General features: G+C 67.2%; 15 protein-coding genes. 10 read left to right on the top strand and 5 right to left on the bottom strand.

All coding sequences use genetic code 11. The annotated features are described in order from the left end of the window. Positions 1-61 precede the first annotated feature (61 nt). The 7 genes from DOM66_RS07545 (at position 62) to DOM66_RS07515 (ending at position 7,824) form a co-directional block, all read left to right on the top strand. Complete coding sequence (locus DOM66_RS07545) at positions 62-625, top strand: ZapG family protein (RefSeq protein ID WP_157958761.1); 564 nt, start codon at positions 62-64, stop codon at positions 623-625. A 167-nt stretch (positions 626-792) separates the two neighbouring features. Then, positions 793-3,018, top strand: coding sequence for a DNA helicase II (gene uvrD / locus DOM66_RS07540; RefSeq protein WP_110673999.1), 2,226 nt, complete (start codon positions 793-795; stop codon positions 3,016-3,018). A 173-nt stretch (positions 3,019-3,191) separates the two neighbouring features. Next, positions 3,192-3,944: a phosphate signaling complex protein PhoU gene (gene phoU, locus DOM66_RS07535; RefSeq protein WP_110673816.1), complete on the top strand. Its 753-nt coding sequence runs from the start codon at positions 3,192-3,194 to the stop codon at positions 3,942-3,944. A gap of 103 nt (positions 3,945-4,047) precedes the next feature. Next, positions 4,048-4,776: a sulfate transporter CysZ gene (cysZ, locus tag DOM66_RS07530; protein ID WP_110673817.1), complete on the top strand. Its 729-nt coding sequence runs from the start codon at positions 4,048-4,050 to the stop codon at positions 4,774-4,776. Positions 4,777-4,783: 7 nt separating this feature from the next. Continuing rightward, positions 4,784-5,674 (top strand): ZIP family metal transporter, encoded by an 891-nt coding sequence (locus DOM66_RS07525; protein WP_110673818.1) that lies wholly within the window; start codon positions 4,784-4,786, stop codon positions 5,672-5,674. A 297-nt stretch (positions 5,675-5,971) separates the two neighbouring features. Further along, positions 5,972-6,583, top strand: a complete 612-nt coding sequence (locus DOM66_RS07520; protein ID WP_110673819.1) for a superoxide dismutase — start codon at positions 5,972-5,974, stop codon at positions 6,581-6,583. Positions 6,584-6,774: 191 nt separating this feature from the next. Then, positions 6,775-7,824 carry a siderophore-interacting protein gene (locus tag DOM66_RS07515; RefSeq protein ID WP_110689739.1) on the top strand — a complete coding sequence of 350 codons (1,050 nt, stop codon included), beginning with the start codon at positions 6,775-6,777 and terminating at the stop codon, positions 7,822-7,824. A 52-nt stretch (positions 7,825-7,876) separates the two neighbouring features. Here DOM66_RS07515 and DOM66_RS07510 read toward each other — a convergent pair whose 3' ends face one another. The 5 genes from DOM66_RS07510 to ubiA form a co-directional block, all read right to left on the bottom strand. Further along, positions 7,877-8,746: a M23 family metallopeptidase gene (locus tag DOM66_RS07510; protein ID WP_110689738.1), complete on the bottom strand. Its 870-nt coding sequence runs from the start codon at positions 8,744-8,746 to the stop codon at positions 7,877-7,879. A 141-nt stretch (positions 8,747-8,887) separates the two neighbouring features. Further along, positions 8,888-10,555: a methyl-accepting chemotaxis protein gene (locus DOM66_RS07505; protein WP_245392389.1), complete on the bottom strand. Its 1,668-nt coding sequence runs from the start codon at positions 10,553-10,555 to the stop codon at positions 8,888-8,890. Between the two features lie 278 nt (positions 10,556-10,833). Beyond that, positions 10,834-12,171 carry a phosphate regulon sensor histidine kinase PhoR gene (gene phoR / locus DOM66_RS07500; protein ID WP_110673822.1) on the bottom strand — a complete coding sequence of 446 codons (1,338 nt, stop codon included), beginning with the start codon at positions 12,169-12,171 and terminating at the stop codon, positions 10,834-10,836. Between the two features lie 8 nt (positions 12,172-12,179). Further along, on the bottom strand, positions 12,180-12,869 hold the full coding sequence (gene phoB, locus DOM66_RS07495; RefSeq protein WP_110673823.1) for a phosphate regulon transcriptional regulator PhoB: 690 nt from the start codon (positions 12,867-12,869) through the stop codon (positions 12,180-12,182). A gap of 184 nt (positions 12,870-13,053) precedes the next feature. Continuing rightward, positions 13,054-13,971, bottom strand: coding sequence for a 4-hydroxybenzoate octaprenyltransferase (ubiA, locus tag DOM66_RS07490; RefSeq protein WP_110689737.1), 918 nt, complete (start codon positions 13,969-13,971; stop codon positions 13,054-13,056). A gap of 298 nt (positions 13,972-14,269) precedes the next feature. Here ubiA and DOM66_RS07485 point away from each other — a divergent pair, with 298 nt between their 5' ends. From DOM66_RS07485 to DOM66_RS07475, 3 genes are all read left to right on the top strand, one after another. Beyond that, positions 14,270-15,784, top strand: a complete 1,515-nt coding sequence (locus DOM66_RS07485; protein WP_110689736.1) for an amino acid permease — start codon at positions 14,270-14,272, stop codon at positions 15,782-15,784. A gap of 36 nt (positions 15,785-15,820) precedes the next feature. Then, positions 15,821-17,200: a glutamine synthetase family protein gene (locus DOM66_RS07480; protein WP_110689735.1), complete on the top strand. Its 1,380-nt coding sequence runs from the start codon at positions 15,821-15,823 to the stop codon at positions 17,198-17,200. A gap of 265 nt (positions 17,201-17,465) precedes the next feature. After that, positions 17,466-18,851 (top strand): aldehyde dehydrogenase family protein, encoded by a 1,386-nt coding sequence (locus DOM66_RS07475; protein ID WP_110689734.1) that lies wholly within the window; start codon positions 17,466-17,468, stop codon positions 18,849-18,851. Positions 18,852-18,881 lie beyond the last annotated feature (30 nt).

The following is an 18,881-nucleotide window of genomic DNA, read 5'->3' as shown; positions in this document are numbered from 1 at the left end:
GTTTCCCTTGTGGCCGGGGCACGAGCGCCCGATTTCATCGATAACCGAGAGGCAGCGGAGTATGGAGAGCATTGGCGTAGGGCCCTGGATTGCGATCGTCGTGGCGGTGGGGGCCGTGGGGGTGCTGGTGGGTTACTGGCTGGGGGCCAAGCTCGGGGGGCACAACACCGAGCCGATGCGCGAACTGCATCGTGAGCAGAAGGCTTACAAGAACGAGGTGCGTGAGCACTTCGAGCAGGTCTCGGCGACCATGACGCGCATGGTCGAGGACTACCGCGACCTGTACCACCACGTGGCCAAGGGGGCCGAGAAACTTGCCGATATGCACCATGAAACCGTGATCGAGCCGCCGCCCAAGCCCGAAGCCATCACCCGCCAGCGCACGGCCTCCGACAGCAACAGCGAGAGAGAGAGCGACGCAGGCGCCGCCCGCCGCGCCGAGGCCACGCCGACCACCCAGGCCGCCGCCGAGGCCAGCGCTGGGCCTGCCGGTACCACCCACGACCACGGCAAGCCGCTGGATGCCGACAAGCAGGCCCCGGGCTCGTCCACGCCTTCGGCCACCGAGCGCCCGCAGGATGCCGCCATCCGCGCTGCCGCCGAGGATGCTGCGACCAAGCGCTGAGCGCTGCCGGCGCCCTCGGGTGGCGCCGGGCCTTGGGGCGGCTGTGGTAGACTGACACCTCGTTGCGCGGCCGTCTTGTTAGCTGGCCGGTGCGTGCCCCCGGGCGCGTGCCGGCTTGCGTGTGGCCGCGCCGGCCGCTTCTCCAACCGCAGGTCTCGCAGCTCTCCATGGACGACGTCTCGGCACTCATCGACTCCCTCAACGCCAACCAGCGCGAAGCCGTGGCGGCCGCGCCGGGCAACATGCTGGTGCTGGCCGGCGCCGGGTCGGGCAAGACCCGGGTGCTGGTGCATCGCATCGCCTGGCTGCTGCAGGCTGAGGGTGTCTCGCCCTACGCCATCATGGCGGTGACCTTCACCAACAAGGCGGCGCGCGAGATGCGGACCCGCCTGGAGGCGCTGCAGGGCGTCTCGCTGCGCAGCCTGTGGGTGGGCACCTTCCACTCCATCGCCCACCGCCTGCTGCGCACCCACTGGCACGATGCGCGCCTGCCGCAGCACTTCCAGATCATCGACAGCGACGACCAGCTGCGCCTGGTCAAGCGCCTGCTGCGGGATCACGGCGTCGACGACGAGCGCTTCCCGCCCAAGCAGGTGCAGTACTTCATCAGTGGCTGCAAGGAGGAGGGGCTGCGCCCGTCACAGGTCGCCACCCACGGCGATGCCTACATGGCGCAGATGGTCGATCTCTACGAGCGCTATCAGTTGACCTGCGAGCGCGGTGGGCTGGTCGATTTCGGCGAGCTGCTGCTGCGCAGCCTGGAGCTTCTGCGCGACAATGCGGCGCTGCTCAAGCACTATCGCGAGCGCTTCGGGCATATCCTGGTCGATGAGTTCCAGGACACCAACACCCTGCAGTACGCCTGGCTCAAGCTGCTCGCGGGCACCGAGAGCGATGGCGATAGCGCCTGCATGACGGTGGTCGGCGACGACGACCAGTCGATCTACGGCTGGCGCGGCGCCCGGGTCGAGAACATCCGCCGCTTCGAGACCGAGTTCAGCGACACGCGCACGGTGCGTCTGGAGCAGAACTACCGCTCCACCAGCGCCATTCTGGATGCCGCCAACGCCCTGATCAGCCACAACACCGGGCGCATGGGCAAGGAGCTGTGGACCGACGGTGACGCCGGCGACAAGATCTCGGTCTACGCCGGCTTCAACGATCTCGACGAGGCACGCTTCATCGTCGACACCATCAACGAGCAGCACCGCAACGGCCACGCCCGGCGCGAAATGGCGGTGCTCTACCGCTCCAACGCCCAGTCGCGGGTGATCGAGGAAGCACTCATCCGCAGCGGCGTGCCGTACCGTATCTACGGCGGCCAGCGCTTCTATGAGCGGCTCGAGATCAAGAACGCCCTGGCCTATCTGCGCCTGCTGCTCAACCGCGAGGATGACGCCTCGCTGGAGCGGGTGATCAACGTGCCGGCGCGGGGCATCGGCACGCGCACGGTCGAGATCCTGCGCCTGCGCGCCCGCGACACCGGGGTGTCACTGTGGCAGTCGCTCCATGACAGTCTTGGCGATGCCACCCTCAAGGGGCGTGCCGGCAACGCGGTCAACGCCTTCGCCGAGCTGATCGAACGCCTCGACAACGACACCGCGGGGATGGCGCTGCACGAGATCATCGATCACGTGATCACGCTCACCGGGCTGGTCGAGCATCACCGCAACGAGAAGGGCGAGAAGGGCCAGGCGCGGGTCGAGAACCTGGAGGAGCTGGTCAACGCTGCGCGCGCCTTCCAGCAGAGCGAGGGCAACCCGATCGACCTGCAGGAGGCCGGCGAGGGCGCGGCGGCGCTGGAACCGTTCCTGGCCGAGGCGGCACTCAATGCCGGCGATCACGAGGCCGACGAGTTCGAGGATTGCGTGCAGATGATGACGCTGCACTCGGCCAAGGGGCTGGAGTTCCCGGTGGTCTTCGTCGCTGGGGTCGAGGAGGGCCTGTTCCCGCACAAGATGTCGCTGGAGGAGCCGGGGCGGCTCGAAGAGGAGCGCCGGCTCTGCTACGTCGGCCTGACCCGGGCGATGCGCAAGCTCTATCTCACCTACGCCGAGATTCGCCGCCTCCACGGCCGCGAGACGATGGCACGCCCGTCGCGCTTTCTGCGCGAGATCCCCGAGGCGCTGCTCGAGGAGATCCGCCTGCGTGGCCAGGTGTCGCGTCCGGTGACGTCGCGGCCGAACGTCGGCGCGGCGCGCCAGCAGCGCGTCGAGGGCGGCGACGAGCTGCCCTCGCTGTCCCTGGGGCAGCGCGTCAGCCATCCGCTGTTCGGCGAAGGGGTAATCCTGGATGCCGAAGGCGAGGGCGCCCGCGCCCGGGTCCATGTCAGCTTCGAGGGTGAAGGCGACAAGTGGCTGGTGCTGGGCTTTGCCAAGCTGACGCCGCTATGAGCGCCAGGCCGGGGCGCTGAGTGGCGAAGGCGTGTGGTGTCGTATACCCGAGCCTTCTGTCGGTGTCATATACCTGCAATAAAGTCGCGGCACCATGCTGCGATAGGTCGTAATACGCCCACGACGTCCGCCTACGGCCATCGCCCTGACGTCTCGTCCTTTCGGAGTCCTCGATGGATATCACCAGCGATACCCACAGCCAGCACATCTCGCAGCAGTTCAACCAGGATCTCGAAGCGCTCAAGAGCCAACTGATGGCCATGGGCGGTCTGGTCGAGAAGCAGCTGCAGGAATCCATCTCCGCGCTGCTCGAAGGGGACAGTACGCTGGCGACCCTCGTGCGCGACAACGACACCAGCGTCAACGAGCTGCAGCTCAAGATCGACGAGGAGTGCGTGCGCATCCTGGCCCGGCGCCAGCCGGCGGCCTCCGACCTGCGTCTGGTGATCGCGGTGATCCGTGCCACCAACGACCTCGAGCGCATGGGCGACGAGGCCAACAAGATCGCGCGCAACGCCATCGATCTGATCGACGCAGGGCGCATTCCCCAGGGCAGCGTCGAGATCCGCCACATCAGCGAGCACGTGCGTCGCATGCTGCGCGACGCCCTGACCTCCTTCGCTCGCTTCGATACCGAGCTGGCGCTGAGCGTGCTGCAGGAAGATGACTCGGTGGATACCGAGTACACCTCCGCCATGCGTTCGCTCTCCACCTTCATGATGGAAGATCCGCGTTCGATCAGTGGCATCCTCAACGTGATGACGGTACTGCGTGCGCTCGAGCGGATCGGCGACCATGCCGACAACCTGGCCGAGCACGTGGTCTATCTGGTCAAGGGCCACGATATCCGCCACACCTCGATCGACAAGCTCGATCCCGCCTCCCTGAGCCAGGGCGGTCAGTCAGACAAAACCGACCAGAGCTGAGCCGGGCGATCGCCCTCGCCGTGACGCCAGGGTAGCTTCTCGGGGGCGCGGACTGTGTTAGCTTGTCGATCTTGCAACGCACTGTCCGGATGGCGGAATTCGAATGATCTACTCCCTGCAAGCGATCGTCCGTGGGACCCGGCTGGTACTCGAGCCGGGCCTGCGGCGCTTCGTCATCGGCCCTATCGTGGTCAACCTGCTGCTCTACGGCGGCACCATCTACTATCTGATCGGCAACTTCGGCGGCTGGCTCGATTACGGCATGCGCCAGGTGCCCAGCTGGCTCGACTGGCTGGAGTGGTTGATCTGGCCGCTGCTGGTGGTGGTGCTGGTGCTGATGGTGTTCTTCACCTTCACCCTGGTCTCCAACCTCATCGCGGCACCCTTCTACGGCTTTCTGGCCGAAAAGGTGGAGACCCGCCTGACCGGGCGTCCGCCCAGTGACGAACGCGGCTGGATCAAGACCGGCGTCGACGCGGTAGGGCGCGAGCTGGTCAAGCTGGGCTACCTGCTGCCGCGCATGGCGCTGCTGTTTCTGCTCGGCTTCGTGCCCGGCCTCAACCTGATCACGCCCTTCCTGTGGGCGGCGTTCTCCGCCTGGATGATGGCGATCCAGTATCTCGACTACCCGATGGACAACAACCAGGTCGCCTTCACCGATATGCGTCGGCGACTGCGCGCGCGCTGGTGGCCGACCCTGACCTACGGCGGCTGCATGTCACTGGCGACCTGGGTGCCGCTGCTCAATCTGGTGCTGCTGCCGGGTGGTGTCGCCGGTGGGGTGATGCTGTGGGACCGCTACTACCGCTCCCTTCCCGTCGCGGCGCGTTGAGGTCGATATGTCGGATCTGCGTGACGTTGTGAGCTGGCAGCGTGGCCTCGGTATGCTCCTGCTGGTCGCCGCCATCCTCCTGGCGGCGGTCTCTCTCACCGGCCTGCACGAGAGCTTCGCGGCGCTGGGGAATGTCCAGGCGGGCATCCTGGCGAGTCTGATCGCGGGGCTGTTCACCCCGGTGGGGGCGCTGCCGATTCTGCTGCTGCGGCGTATCGGTCAGCGTCTGGAGGATTCGCTGATGGGCTTCGGCGCCGGCGTGATGCTGGCGGCGACCGCCTACTCGCTGATGCTGCCGGGATTCGAGGAGGCGCTGACGCTGAGCCGCAGCCAGGGCCTGGCGCTGGCCATCGTCTGCGCCGGCATGACCCTGGGCGGGGTCGCCATCCTGGCGATCGAACGCCTGCTGCCCCATGAACACTTCGCCCTGGGCAAGCAGAGCGGTGCCGATGCGTTGCAGATTCGGCGTATCTGGCTGTTCGTGCTGGCCATCACCATCCATAACTTCCCCGAGGGCGTGGCGGTGGGGGTCGGTTACGGCACCGGTGACGTCTCAGCCGGGCTGGCGTTGACCCTGGGCATCGGTATTCAGAACCTGCCCGAGGGGCTGATCGTGGCGCTGGGCCTGATCGCCATCGGCTACTCCCGCGGCATGGCGCTGCTGGCAGCGCTGATCAGCGGCCTGGTGGAGCCGATCGGCGGCATCGTCGGCGCGCTGGCGGTCAATCTGGCCTCGGCGCTGCTGCCGCTGGGGCTCGCCTTCGCCGCCGGTGCCATGCTGTTCGTGATCAGCCACGAGGTGATCCCCGAGTCGCACCGCAAGGGCCACGAGAGCTTCGCCACCGCCGGCGTGCTGCTGGGGTTCATGCTGATGTTCGTGTTCACCCAGGTGCTGTGAGACGCATTCGGTGGCGGTGCACGGCCGCCCGGCGCGCTTACGGAAAAAAACCCCAGGGGCAGGGGTTGAAAGCGCCCCTGGCGCACGCCATGTAGGTGATGTGAGACGAGGTTTTTGCCAAGTCGCTCCGCGTCGGGCGGCTTTGTAAAAGGCATCAAACATCAGCAAGTTAGCATCAAAGAGCAGGGCGCCAGGCGGTGCAGCTCAGCTTGACACCGCTGCGCGCTGCTCACTATTTTTATTCACCCGCGAGGCGCCCACGTCGGGCACAGGCCTCTTGAGAAAGGGAGTTTGATCATGGCTCATAGCTTACCGTCACTGCCGTACGCCTACGACGCGCTGGAACCCAAGATCGATGCGATGACGATGGAGATCCACCACACTCGTCACCATCAGACCTACGTCAACAACCTGAATGCCGCGCTGGAAGGCACCGGCCTGGAAGACGTACCGGTCGACAAGCTGATGGCCGACATCGACAAGGTGCCGCAGGACAAGCGCCAGGCGGTCATCAACAACGGTGGCGGTCACGCCAACCACTCGCTGTTCTGGACCGTGATGTCCAAGGATGGCGGCGGCGCCCCGACCGGCAAGGTCGCCGAAGCGATCGACAGCGAACTCGGCGGCTACGAGAACTTCAAAGAGGAGTTCAAGAAGGCGGCCACCGGTCGTTTCGGTAGCGGCTGGGCGTGGCTGGTGGTGACCCCGGAGAAGAAGCTCAAGGTCATCAACACCCTCAACCAGGACAGCCCGCTGATGGACGGCCTGACGCCGATCCTGGGTCTGGACGTGTGGGAGCACGCCTACTACCTGAAGTATCAGAACAAGCGTCCGGACTACATCTCGGCCTTCTACGACGTCATCAACTGGGATGAGGTCAACCGTCGCTACGCCGAAGCGACTGCCTGATCGGCCCACCGTGCCCGGCACCCAGCCGGGCCGTGTGATCCTGCCATGCCCCCGTCTCGACGGGGGCATGCTGAGTTGGGGGCCTGTATCCCGGTACCATGTCTGCTAGTCTATCGAACGTGTCGGCGCCCGCCGGCCTGCGTCGTTTTCTCCTCGCGCTTTCTGCTCCATCCCGCTGACGGTTAGACACCATGACTGCACTTCGCTGCGACGCCACACTGACGCTCACCGATGTAAATAATTTTCAATCGCGGCTGCGAGCTTTTCTTGATGAGTACGATGTCGGCTATCGCAGCGATGCCGCCAGCATCGTGGTCGAGCTGCCCGGGGGCGAGGCGAGCTTTACCCGCATTCGGGTCGGCCTGCGCCTGGAGGCGTTTGCCGCCACCCGCGATGGCCTGGAGACGCTGCGCAGCGTGATCGAGCACTATGCGGCGCAGTTCGCCGGCGACAACGCGGTGCCGCTGCACTGGCATGGCGATGTCGTCGCCGCGCCGACTTTCGCCAACTTCCGCGAGATGCGGGTGGTCAAGAGCGAGGCGCTGTCGCCGAGCATGCGCCGGTTGACCCTGGCCGGAGAAGATCTGGCGCGCTTTGATAATGACGAGGAGTGGCACGTACGGCTGCACTTTCCGCCTCCGGGCCTCGAGCGGCCGCAGTGGCCCCGGCCGACGGCGGAGGGGGCCACCCTGTGGCCGCCGGAAGCGGTGCGCGCGGCGATCCGTTACTACACCATCCGGCGCCTGGATCGCGAGCACGGCGAGGTCGAGATCGACTTCCTGCTGCACGCGGCACCGGGGCCGGGCGGCGACTTCGCCCGCCGTGCCCGCCCCGGCGATCTCTGTGGCATGGCCGGGCCTTACGGGCGCGGCGTCGCCAGCGCCGCGCACTATCTGCTGGCGGGTGACGAGACCGCGCTGCCGGCGATCTCGCGCCTGCTCGAGACGCTGCCTGCCGAGGCGCGCATCGAGGCGTGGCTGGAGGTCGAGTCGCCGGCGGACCGGCTCACGCTGCCGGCCCATCCCGGTGCGCACCTGCACTGGTGCTACCGCTGCCAGGGCCATGCCCCCAGCACCCAGCTCGCCAGTGCAGTGATCGCGGCGCTGCCGGCGGCGGACAGCGATCGCTTCGTGTGGTTCGCCGGCGAGGCCGAGGTCAGCCAGCGCCTGCGCAAGCGGTTGAAGAGCGAGTTCGCGCTGGCCAAGGGGCAGCATCTGGTCACGGGCTACTGGAAACGCTGAGCTTCATCTGAAAAATGTCTGTGCTCGCCGATCTTTCAGACGAAGCTCGGGCTCATCGAGTCCTATCGAGCACCAGCAGGGGATCGATACGCGTCTCGAACCAGTTCATGCCCCAGTGCAGATGCGGCCCGGTGGCGCGGCCGGTAGCGCCCACCGCGCCGATCATCTCGCCCTGGTCGACGTGCTGGCCCACCGCCACATCGATCCGCGACAGATGCAGGAAGTTGGAGCTGATGCCGTAGCCGTGATCGAGCAGGACGGTGCCGCCGGTGAGGTAGAGGTCATCGGCGAAGGTGATCACACCGCTGGCCGGCGCCTTCACCGGGGTGCCGGTGGCGGCGGCGATATCCATGCCCGAGTGGGCCGAGCCGGGGGTGCCGTTGTAGACCCGCTGGTTGCCGAAGCGCCCGCTGATGCGGCCCTTCACCGGCCAGATGAAGGGCTCGGCGAAACCGACCCGGTCGTCGTCGCGGTGGCGCTGGGCGCTTACCGCGGCCTGCTCGCGGGCGATACGGGCGGCGATCTTCGGCGGCGGCGAGACCGTCTTCGGCGGTACGCCGTTGATGCGTTCGATCGGCCAGTCGCGCGGGGTGATCGCCACCGACGCCTGCTGCTGTCGGCCATCCGGGGTGACGATCTCGATCGTCTGGGCGCCCTGGGCATCGCGGCCGACGCCGAACACCACGGTGCCATAGCCGGTGACCCGCAGCGCATGCCCCGCCACCTGGACCTGGCTGCCCGGCGGCACCCGCCCGATCACCATCGAGCCCTGCTCGACGCTGGCAGGAAAGGTGATCGCGACCGGCTCCGCCACGGCAGCGGCGGCCCACAGCCAGAGCGTGGCGGCCAGCAGCAGGGTGGTCGGGCCGTGGCGCCAGCGGCGCCGAGCAGGAAGAGATCGCGGGCGGGTGATCGACGGCATGGGCACGACGCTCCAGCAGAGGTGAAAGCGCCCATCTTAACCTGTCGTTGTCCCGAGATGGCGTCGGCCGGCGTGGGTACCGGCCAGGGTTGCCGTCAAAGAAAGAGTGGGGCCGGCGTGCCGGCCCCCGCTGGGATGGAATCAGAACGATTCCCAATCCTCTTCGGTGCTGGCCATGGCCGGCCGACGGGTCGCGCTCAGGCGGGGCGCCGGTGCCTGAACCTGAGCCTGAACTCGAGCCTGGGCCGTGGGCGCGGCGGCCGGGGTCGGGCGTGATTCCCCCTCGGCGATCTGGAAGCCGGCCAGAGCCTGCTCCAGGCGCTGTACCTGTTCGTTGAGGGTCGCCGCTGCGCTGCTCGCCTGCTGGACCAGCGAGGCATTCTGCTGGGTGACCTGATCCATCTGCACCACCGCCTCGTTGACCTGGTCGATGCCGTTGGACTGCTCGGCGGAGGCGACCGAGATCTCTTCGATCAGATCGGTCATGCGCGAGACCGAATCGACCACCCGGCTGATGGTCTCGCCGGCCTTGGCGACGATCCCCGAGCCCGCCTCGATCTTGCGATTGGAGGCGTCGATCAGCTCGCGAATCTCGTGCGAGGCGTTGGCGCTGCGGCTGGCCAGGGTACGAACCTCGTTGGCGACAACGGCGAAGCCGCGGCCCTGCTCGCCGGCGCGTGCCGCTTCCACCGAGGCGTTGAGGGCGAGGATATTGGTCTGGAAGGCGATCGAATCGATCACTGCGACGATCTCGGTCACCTGACGCGAGCTGTCGGTGATGCCCTGCATGGTGGAGACGACCTCATCCATCATCGCTCCGCCCTCGCTGGCGGTGGTGCGCGCCTGGCCGGCGAGGCCATTGGCCTGGCGGGCGTTCTCGGCGTTCTGACGCACGGTCTGGGTCAGCTGCTCCATGCTCGAGGCGGTCTCGCCGATCGAGGCGGCCTGCTGGTCGGTACGTGCGGCCAGATCCTGGTTGCCGCTGTGGATCTGACCCACGCCCACGGTGATGGTGGTGGAGGCCTGACGCACCCCGCCCAGGGCATCGGCCAGATGCAGGCGCATGCCCTCGATGGCGTGCAGCAGGCTGTGGCGGTCATTGGGCTTGAGCGTCAGCGCTCGGGTCAGGTCGCCCTCGGCAATGCCCAGCACCGCGTTGCGCGCGTGGCGCGGGTCGCCGCCCAGGTCGCTCAGCACGCTGCGGATGATCCACGCCATCACCAGGGTGATGCAGAGCCCGATCGTGCCCGCGATCAGCCCCATCTTGAGCACGCCCATCCAGAACGCATGCTGGATGTCGCTGACATAGACGTTGGCGGCCAGATACCAGTCCCAGGCGGGGACATGGCGCACATAGTTGATGCGCGAGACGTCGTCGCCGTCGGCGTTGGTCGAGGTGTACTCCAGGGTGCCGTCGTCGGGCGAGTCGGCCAGCGCCTTCAGTTCGCGATAGAAGTAGACGCCGTTGTCGTCACGGAAGTTGCTCATGTCGGTGCCGATCGCCCGCTTGGGGTGATAGACCAGGTGAATCTTGCCGTCGAAGGCGTAGACATAGCTGCCATCGAGATCGAGCGCCGACAGGTCGCGTCGCGCCAGATCCTGCGCCGCCTCGATGCTGAACTCGCCCTGGGCGGCGCGATCGGCGTAGCGCTGCACCAGCGTCTGGGCGCTGGCGACGAAGCTCTTGAGGCCCTTGACGCGCTCGGCCATCAAGGTGTCGCGCTTTTCCAGGGCCATCCAGCCCACCAGCACCAGCATGCCGAACCACATCAGTCCCACCGTGATCCAGAGTTTTTGCCGCATCGTCATCGCGAAAACCGTCCTTATCCGAGGTATCTGCCGATTCATCTAGAGGAATGGATTATTAGTCCGCCCCCTTTATCGGCAGTTTCTACTTAAGATTGAGATAACGATTCGCACTGTTGCGATGTGGAACTCGGAAGCCGGCCGGAGGGTGGCACGCCGGCGCGGTAAAACGCGATCAGCCATTCTGGCGATAGGATCGGGAGGGAGTGCTGGCAGGTGGGAGTGCTGGCCGGCATGCGAGCAGCGATCGCCGTGGGCCGGCATGGCCGTGACGGCGTCGCTCAGGGGGAGGGCGTCGAGCCTGAGTCGGCCTCGATCAGCCGCGTGGCGGGGAAGGCGCAGCGGAAGCGGGCGCCCATGCCGGGCCGGCTGACGATCTCGAGCTGAGCGTCGTGACGCAGCAGCACGTGCTTGACGATGGCCAGTCCCAGGCCGGTCCCGCCGGTGGCGGCGCTGCGCCCCTTGTCGACGCGGTAGAAGCGCTCGGTCAGGCGTGGGATGTGTACCGGATCGAAGCCCTCGCCATCATCTTCCACCTCGATCGCGGCGCCGTCGTGCCACGGCTTCCAGCGCAGCGTGATGCGGCTGCCCTCGGGGGTGTAGCGCACGGCATTGAAGACCAGATTGGAGACCGCGCTGCGGATCTCCTTGGTGTTGCCGACCAGATGGCGCGTTTCGTCGACCTGCAGCGCGATCTGCTGGCGCCCCGCGCTGAGCCCGCGGGCGTCGTCGACGACGCTCTCGAGCAGGACGCGGACATCGAGGAGGTCGCGGTCGTTGTCGGGGCTGTCGATCTCGAGCCGTGACAGCAGCAGCAGATCCTCGACCAGGTTCTGCATGCGCGTGGTCTGCGCCTGCATCTGCGAGAAGCCTCGCTGCCAGCGTGTCGGCAGCTGTTCGGCATGGTCGGAGTAGGTCTCCAGATAGCCGGCCAGCACGGTCAGCGGCGTGCGCAGCTCGTGGGAGACGTTGGCGACGAAGTCGCGGCGCATCATCTCCAGCTGATGCAGCCGGGTCACGTCGCGCACCATCAGCAGGCGTTCGTCATCGCCGAACAGGGTGATATGGAACTGCAGCGTATGGGCGGCGTCGATCGGCGAGGGGATCATCAGCGGCTCGCGGTAGTCGCGGGCCTCGAAGTAGTCGACGAAGCGCGGATCGCGCAGCAGGTTGGTGATCGGCTGGCCGCGGTCGTGGTCGGGCTGCAGGCCGAGCATGTCGGAGGCGGCGCTGTTCCACCACTCCAGGTCGCCGCGCGGATCGAGCATCACCACGCTGTCACGCATCGCCTCGCAGGAGTCCTGGATGCGCCGCAGGATATCGCGCAGCCGGCGCTGCATCTGGCTCTGTGCCTTCTGGTAGGTGTAGAGACGGTCGAACAGATCGCCCCACACCCCGGTGCCGGGTGGTGGCGCCTCGCGCGGATGGCGCAGCAGCCACACATAGAGCAGGCGCACATGGCGCAGATGCAGGAAGACATAGAGCCCCAGCCCCGCGGCCAGCCCCCAGCCGAGGCCGGCGAACAGCGCGTCGAACAGTTCGCCCAGCAGCGTGCCCATCGCGCCGAGCCCGAACAGCATGTAGCCAAGGCGCCACAGTTCGTTGATCCAGTAGCGCACGCTGCGACTTACTCCCTGATCGAAAAGCGGTAACCGGTGCCGCGAACCGTCTGGATCAGATGCTGATGCGTCTCACCCAGCGACTTGCGCAGCCGGCGGATATGCACGTCGACGGTGCGCTCCTCGACGTAGACGTTGCCACCCCAGACCTGATCGAGCAACTGGCTGCGGGTGTAGGCGCGCTCCTGATGGGTCATGAAGAACTGCAGCAGGCGGTACTCGGTGGGGCCGATCTCGAGCGCGCTGCCGTGGGAGGTGACGCGATGGCTGGCGGGGTCGAGCTTGAGCCCCTCGACCTCGACTGCCTCCTCGATGCCCGGCGGTGTGGCCCGGCGCAGGACCGCCTTGAGCCGGGCCACCAGCTCGCGCGGCGAGAACGGCTTGGTGATGTAGTCGTCGGCGCCCGCCTCGAGCCCCTGCACCTTGTTGTCCTCCTCGCCCTTGGCGGTGAGCAGGATGATCGGCATCTCGGCGGTGGCCTCCTCGCGCTTGAGTCGACGTGCCAGCTCGATCCCGCTGGTGCCTGGCATCATCCAGTCGAGCAGCATCAGGTCCGGCTTGTGATCCAGCGCCATGGCGTGGGCGCTCTGGGCGTTGTCCGCCTCCAGCACACGATAGTCGGCCATCTCCAGTGCCACCGCGATCATTTCGCGGATGGAGGGCTCGTCGTCAACGATGAGTACGGTCTTGGAGCTCATGACAGGCCTCGAGTGAGCCGCCGGTGGATGTGCGCGTACAGCGGACAACCTTCCGGCCGTGACAGAACGGTGACGATTACAGCGTGGAAATATGACAAATACATGACATCGGTGTCATCCCGGCACCCGCCATCGTCGAGATCATCGCGCCGCGCGGCGTTCAGCGGCCGATGCCCTCAGCGGCTCATAGCACCGGCCACAGGCTCAGCACCACGCCGGCGAACAGCAGAAGCCCCGACCAGAAGTTGTTGAGGAAGGCCTGGAAGCAGGGGCCGCGCTCGCGCTCACGGATCAGCCACTGCTGATAGAGGAAGGTCGCCGCCATCGCCGCCAGCCCCAGCCAGAAGAACCCGCCCAACGCCAGCCGTGCCCCGATCCAGGCCAGCAGCGCCAGCGTGGCCAGCTGCAGCAGACCGATGATCAGCTTGTCGGCGCGGCCGAACAGGCGCGCGGTGGACTTCACGCCGATCTTGATGTCGTCGTCGCGGTCGACCATGGCGTACTGGGTGTCGTAGGCCACGGTCCAGGCCAGATTGGCCAGCAGCAGCAGCCACGCCTCCATCGGCACGCTGCGGCTCACCGCCATGAACGCCATCGGGATGCTCCACGAGAACGCCAGCCCCAGTACCACCTGGGGCAGATGGGTGTAGCGCTTCATGAAGGGGTAGAGCGCGGCCAGCGCCACGCCGACGAAGGAGAGCAGGACCGTGGGCAGATTGGTGAAGCAGACCAGCACGAAAGCGGCCGCCACCAGCACCGCGAACAGGATTTTGGCTTCGCGCTCGCGGATGCGCCCGGTGGCCAGCGGGCGCTCGCGGGTGCGCTTGACGTGGCCATCGATCTTGCGATCGGCGTAGTCGTTGACCACGCAGCCGGCGGCGCGCATCAGATAGACGCCGAGCACGAAGATGATCAGGTTGGCGCGATCCGGCAGGCCACCGGCGGCGAGCCACAGCGCCCACAGCGTGGGCCACATCAGCAGCCAGGTGCCGATCGGCTTGTCGAGCCGGGTCAGACGCAGGAAATCGGGTAGGCGAGCCAGGCCCCGGGGGCGTGGCGCGGGGTCGGCGACGGTGACGGAATCGGGGCCGGCGGCTGACATCGAATTCTCCAGAACGGCGAGCGGGACGCGACTGGCTGGACCTTACACCACAACCCCGCCGGCAGCGAGGTGCGGCAGTGGGCGCAGCGATGGACGTGGCGATGGACGTGGCGATGGACGTGGCGATGAGGGCACGATAGGGGACGGGCCGTCGCGATAGGGATTGCTTTTGTCTCCCCGACGTGCTCAGACTCGAGGTGGGCGCGGTCAGCGTAGGTCGGCGTCGCCCCGGGGGTGTCGACGACGCTGGCGGCAGTGGGATCGCGAGACTGGGTGGCTCGATCCTGGGAGTAGAACAATGACAAACCACGCTAAACCCTCCGCCGGCATCCACTACCAGCAGCAGGATGCCAGCTACTTCGACAAGCGCGGCCTGCGCCGCCACGCCGGCCCCTGGTCGCTCTGGGCGCTGGGCGTGGGGGCGGTGATCTCGGGCCACTACTCGGGCTGGAACCTGGGGCTCGCCTCGGGCGGCTGGGGCGGCATGGCGATCGCCACCGCGATCATCGCGGTGATGTATCTGGGCCTGACCTTCTGTATCGCCGAGATGTCGCCGGCCCTGCCGCACACCGGCGCCGCCTACTCCTTCGCGCGCTCCTCCATGGGGCCCTGGGGCGGTTTCGTCACCGGGCTTTGCGAGAACGTCGAGTACGTGCTCACGCCGGCGGTGATCGTGTTCTTCATCGGCGCCTATCTGGGCAGCATCTTCGAGACGCCGGCGGCGTTCCAGCCGGTGTGGTGGCTGCTGGGCTATCTGCTGTTCGTCGGCCTCAACATCGTCGGCGTCGAGCTCTCGTTCCGGGTGACGCTGGCGGTGACCCTGCTGGCGCTGGCGGTCCTGGTGGTGTTCTGGTTCAGCGCCTTCACCCATCTCGATTTCTCGACCTGGGCGCTGAACATCGCACCCGGCGGCGGTGAGCTCGCAGGCGGTCACGGACCGCTGCTGCCGATGGGCATCGGCGGGGCGCTGGCGGCAATGCCCTTTGCGGTGTGGCTGTTCCTGGCCATCGAGCAGCTGCCGCTGGCCGCCGAGGAGTCGGTCGACCCGCGGCGTGACATGCCGCGCGGCATCCTGCTCGGCATCACTACCCTTATCATCTCTGCCACGCTGATCCTGGTGCTCAACCCGTCGGTGGTGGGCGTCGGCGCCTATGCCCTGAGCCAGTCCGGCGAGCCGCTGCTGGACGGTTTCCAGGCCATTTTCGGTGCCGGCACGGCCAAGTTCCTCGCGCTGCTGGCGCTGGTCGGATTGATCGCCAGTTTCCATACCATCATCTTCGCCCAGGGCCGCCAGATCTACTCGCTCTCCCGTGCCGGCTACTTCCCCACCTTCCTCTCGGTGACCCACGGCACGCGCAAGACGCCGCACGTGGCGATGATCGGCGGCGCGCTGGTGGGCCTGACGATCATGCTGATCTGCTTCTTCGGTCTCGGCACCCAGGAGGGCTCCGCGGTGATCGGGGGCACCCTGCTCAACATGGCGGTATTCGGCGCCATGTGCTCCTACATCGCCCAGGCCCTCTCCTTCATCCTGTTGCGCCGCCATCATGCGCATATCGAGCGCCCCTACCGCAGTCCCTTCGGGATTCCCGGCGCCGTGGCGACCATCGTCATCGCTCTGATGACGATCTACTTCCAGCTCAGCGACAGCACCTACCGGGTCGGCGTGATCGGCGTCGCCCTGTGGCTGGCGGTGGGTATCTGCTACTTCGCCTTCATCGGGCGGCACCGTCTGATCCTGTCGCCGGAGGAGGAGTTCGCCATGCAGCGAGGCGAGCAGGCCGCGGACGACGACGATGGTCGCGCGGCGTAACCCCGATCCCCCTGACAGCGTGAGCGAGGAACGGCCATGAGTGATCACCAAGCCAGAACCGTGCGTACCGCCGCCCAGGCGCGCGAACTCGTCGAGGCGCGCGGGCTGAGCCACGTCAAGGTCGGCATGTTCGACATCGATGGGGTGATGCGCGGCAAGTACATGCAGCGGGACAAGTTCTTCGCCGCCCTGGAGAAGGGGTTTGCCTTCTGCGACGTGGTGCTGGGCTGGGACAGCAAGGACGAGCTCTACGACAACGTCGCCTTCACCGGCTGGCATACCGGCTATCCGGATGCGCCACTGCGGATCATCCCCGAGAGCTGCCGCGAGGTGCCGTTCGAGGGCGACATGCTGCTGTTCCTGGCCGAGTTCGAGGGCGAGGCCGGCCAGCTCTGCCCGCGCGGTCTGCTCAGGCGCGTGCTCGCCCGCGCCGCGGCGCTGGGCTTCGATGTCTTCGGCTCGCTGGAGTACGAGTTCTTCCTGTTCCAGGAGACCCCCGAGTCGATCCGTGAGAAGGGCTTTCGCCAGCTCAAGCCGCTGACCCCGGACATGATGGGCTACTCGATGCTGCGCAGCTCGGTCCACGGCGAGCTCTACCACGATCTGCTGGCGCTGGCGGAGGCGATGGACTTCCCCATCGAGGGGCTGCACACCGAGACCGGCCCCGGGGTGCTCGAGGCGGCGATCGGCGTCGACGATGCCCTGGCCGCCGGCGACAAGGGGGCGCTGTTCAAGACCTTCACCAAGGTGTGGGCACAGCGGCGCGGGCTGATGGCGACCTTCATGGCCAAGTGGTCGCCGGACTACCCCGGCCAGAGCGGGCATATCCATCTCTCGCTGCGCCATCATGACGATGGCCGTTCGGCCTTCTACGATGCCGACGCGCCCCACGGCATGAGCCAGATCCAGCGTCACTTCGTCGCCGGCCAGCAGCGTCTGATGCCGGAGCTGCTGGCGATGTTCGCCCCCACGATCAATAGCTACACCCGGCTGATCCCCGGTTTCTGGGCCCCCACCGATGCCACCTGGGGCGTCGAGAACCGCACCTGTGCGCTGCGCGTGATCCCCGGCTCGGCGCATTCCCAGCGGGTCGAGTATCGCCTCGGCAGTGCCGATGCCAACCCCTATCTGGCACTGGCCGCCGCGATCGGCTCTGGGCTCTACGGCATCGAGCAGGGGCTCGAACCGGATGCGCCGGTCACCGGCAATGCGTACGAACGCGAGCATCCGGCGTCGCTGGCACTGCCGCGCACGCTGTGGGATGCCGCCAGCCGCCTGCGCGGCTCGGATGCCGCCCGTGAGCTGTTCGGTGATGCCTTCGTCGAGCACTTCGCCGCCACCCGCGAGTGGGAGGAGCGCCAGTTCCGTCGCCATATCACCGATTGGGAGTTGGCGCGTTACTTCGAAATCATCTAAGGAAGCGCTGAATCAATCGGCGAGCGGGATGAAGCGCAAGGCGCACGGAGCACAGACTCGAAGCAACGCGTAGAGAACGCCCGTAGGGCGGCCCGTCAGGGCAAGTTGCCGAAGGCAACGCGTCATGCGAGACATGACATGGGGTTAGGCGAGTCTTCGAGCACCGCGCAACGCAGCGATTCACCCGCGCCAGGCATTTATGCAGTGCTTCCCTAAGCCCCGGTGCATGGCCGGGATAACGACACTTTCTGGGTGGGAGCAGCGCATGGCACGACAACACACGATTTCCCCCGTGGATGGCGGGGTCTATGTCGAACGCGAGCTGGCCGAGCCGGCGCAGATCGAGGCCTGCGTCGCCGACGCCGTGGCGGCGCAGCGGGCGTGGCGCGAGACGCCGCTGGCCGAGCGGGCGCGACTGTGCACGGCGATGGTCGATGCCTTCGTCGCGCGGCGTGATCGGCTGGCCGAGGAGCTGACCTGGCAGATGGGGCGGCCGATCGCCGCCGCGGGGGGCGAAATCGGCGGTTTCGAGGAGCGCGCACGCGGCATGATCGCCCTCGCCGAGTCGGCGCTGGCGCCGATCCGGCTGGCCGACAAGCCCGGCTTCACCCGCTATATCACCCGCGAGCCGCTGGGCGTGTCGCTGATCGTGGCGCCCTGGAACTTCCCCTTCATGACCGCCGTCAATGCCGTGGTGCCGGCGATCATGGCCGGCAATACGGTGATCCTCAAGCACTCGGCGCAGACGCCGCTATGTGCCGAGCGGCTGTTCGAGGCGTTCGCCGACGCCGGTCTGCCGGCGGGGGTGTTCCAGTTCCTGCATCTGGCCCATGCCGATACCGAGGCGCTGATCCGCGATGCGCGTATCGCCCATGTCTCCTTCACCGGCTCGGTGGCGGGCGGAGCCATGGTCGAGCGCAACGCGGCGGGACGCTTCATCGCCACCGGGCTCGAACTGGGTGGCAAGGACCCGGCCTATATCCGCGCCGACGTCGATCTCGACGCCGCCGTGCCGGCAGTGATGGATGGCGCTTTCTTCAACTCGGGGCAGAGCTGCTGCGGCATCGAGCGCATCTATGTCCACCGCGACATCGCCGAGGCCTTCGTCGAGCGGGCGGTGGCCTGGGTGCGCAAGCTCCGGCTCGGCAACCCCTCCGACCCGCAGACCACGCTGGGGCCGCTGGTACGTCCGGCGGCGGCGGACTTCGTGCGCGGCCAGATCGAGGCCGCGGTCGCCGCCGGCGCCAAGGCATGGATCGACCCCGGCGACTATCCGCTGTCGGTGCCGGGCAGCGCCTATCTGGCGCCGCAGGTGCTGACCGAGGTGACCCACGACATGGCGGTGATGCGCGAGGAGAGCTTCGGCCCGGTGGTGGGCATCATGACGGTGGCCGATGACGACGAGGCGGTGGCGCTGATGAACGACAGCGAGTTCGGTCTCACGGCCGCCGTGTTCACCCGCGATCTCGCCGTGGGCGAGGCGCTTGCCGCGCGTCTCGAGGCGGGCACCGTCTTCACCAATCGCTGCGACTATCTCGACCCGGAGCTGGCCTGGACCGGGGTCAAGCAGTCCGGGCGCGGCTGCTCGCTGTCGCGGATCGGTTACGAGACGCTGACACGGCCGAAGTCCTTCCACCTGAAGCACGCCTGATCCACGCCGACCGCCAGACAGGAGACCCGC

Source organism: Salinicola endophyticus, assembly GCF_003206575.1.
Lineage (GTDB): Bacteria > Pseudomonadota > Gammaproteobacteria > Pseudomonadales > Halomonadaceae > Salinicola > Salinicola endophyticus.
This window is presented reverse-complemented; position numbering and strand designations above follow the sequence as displayed.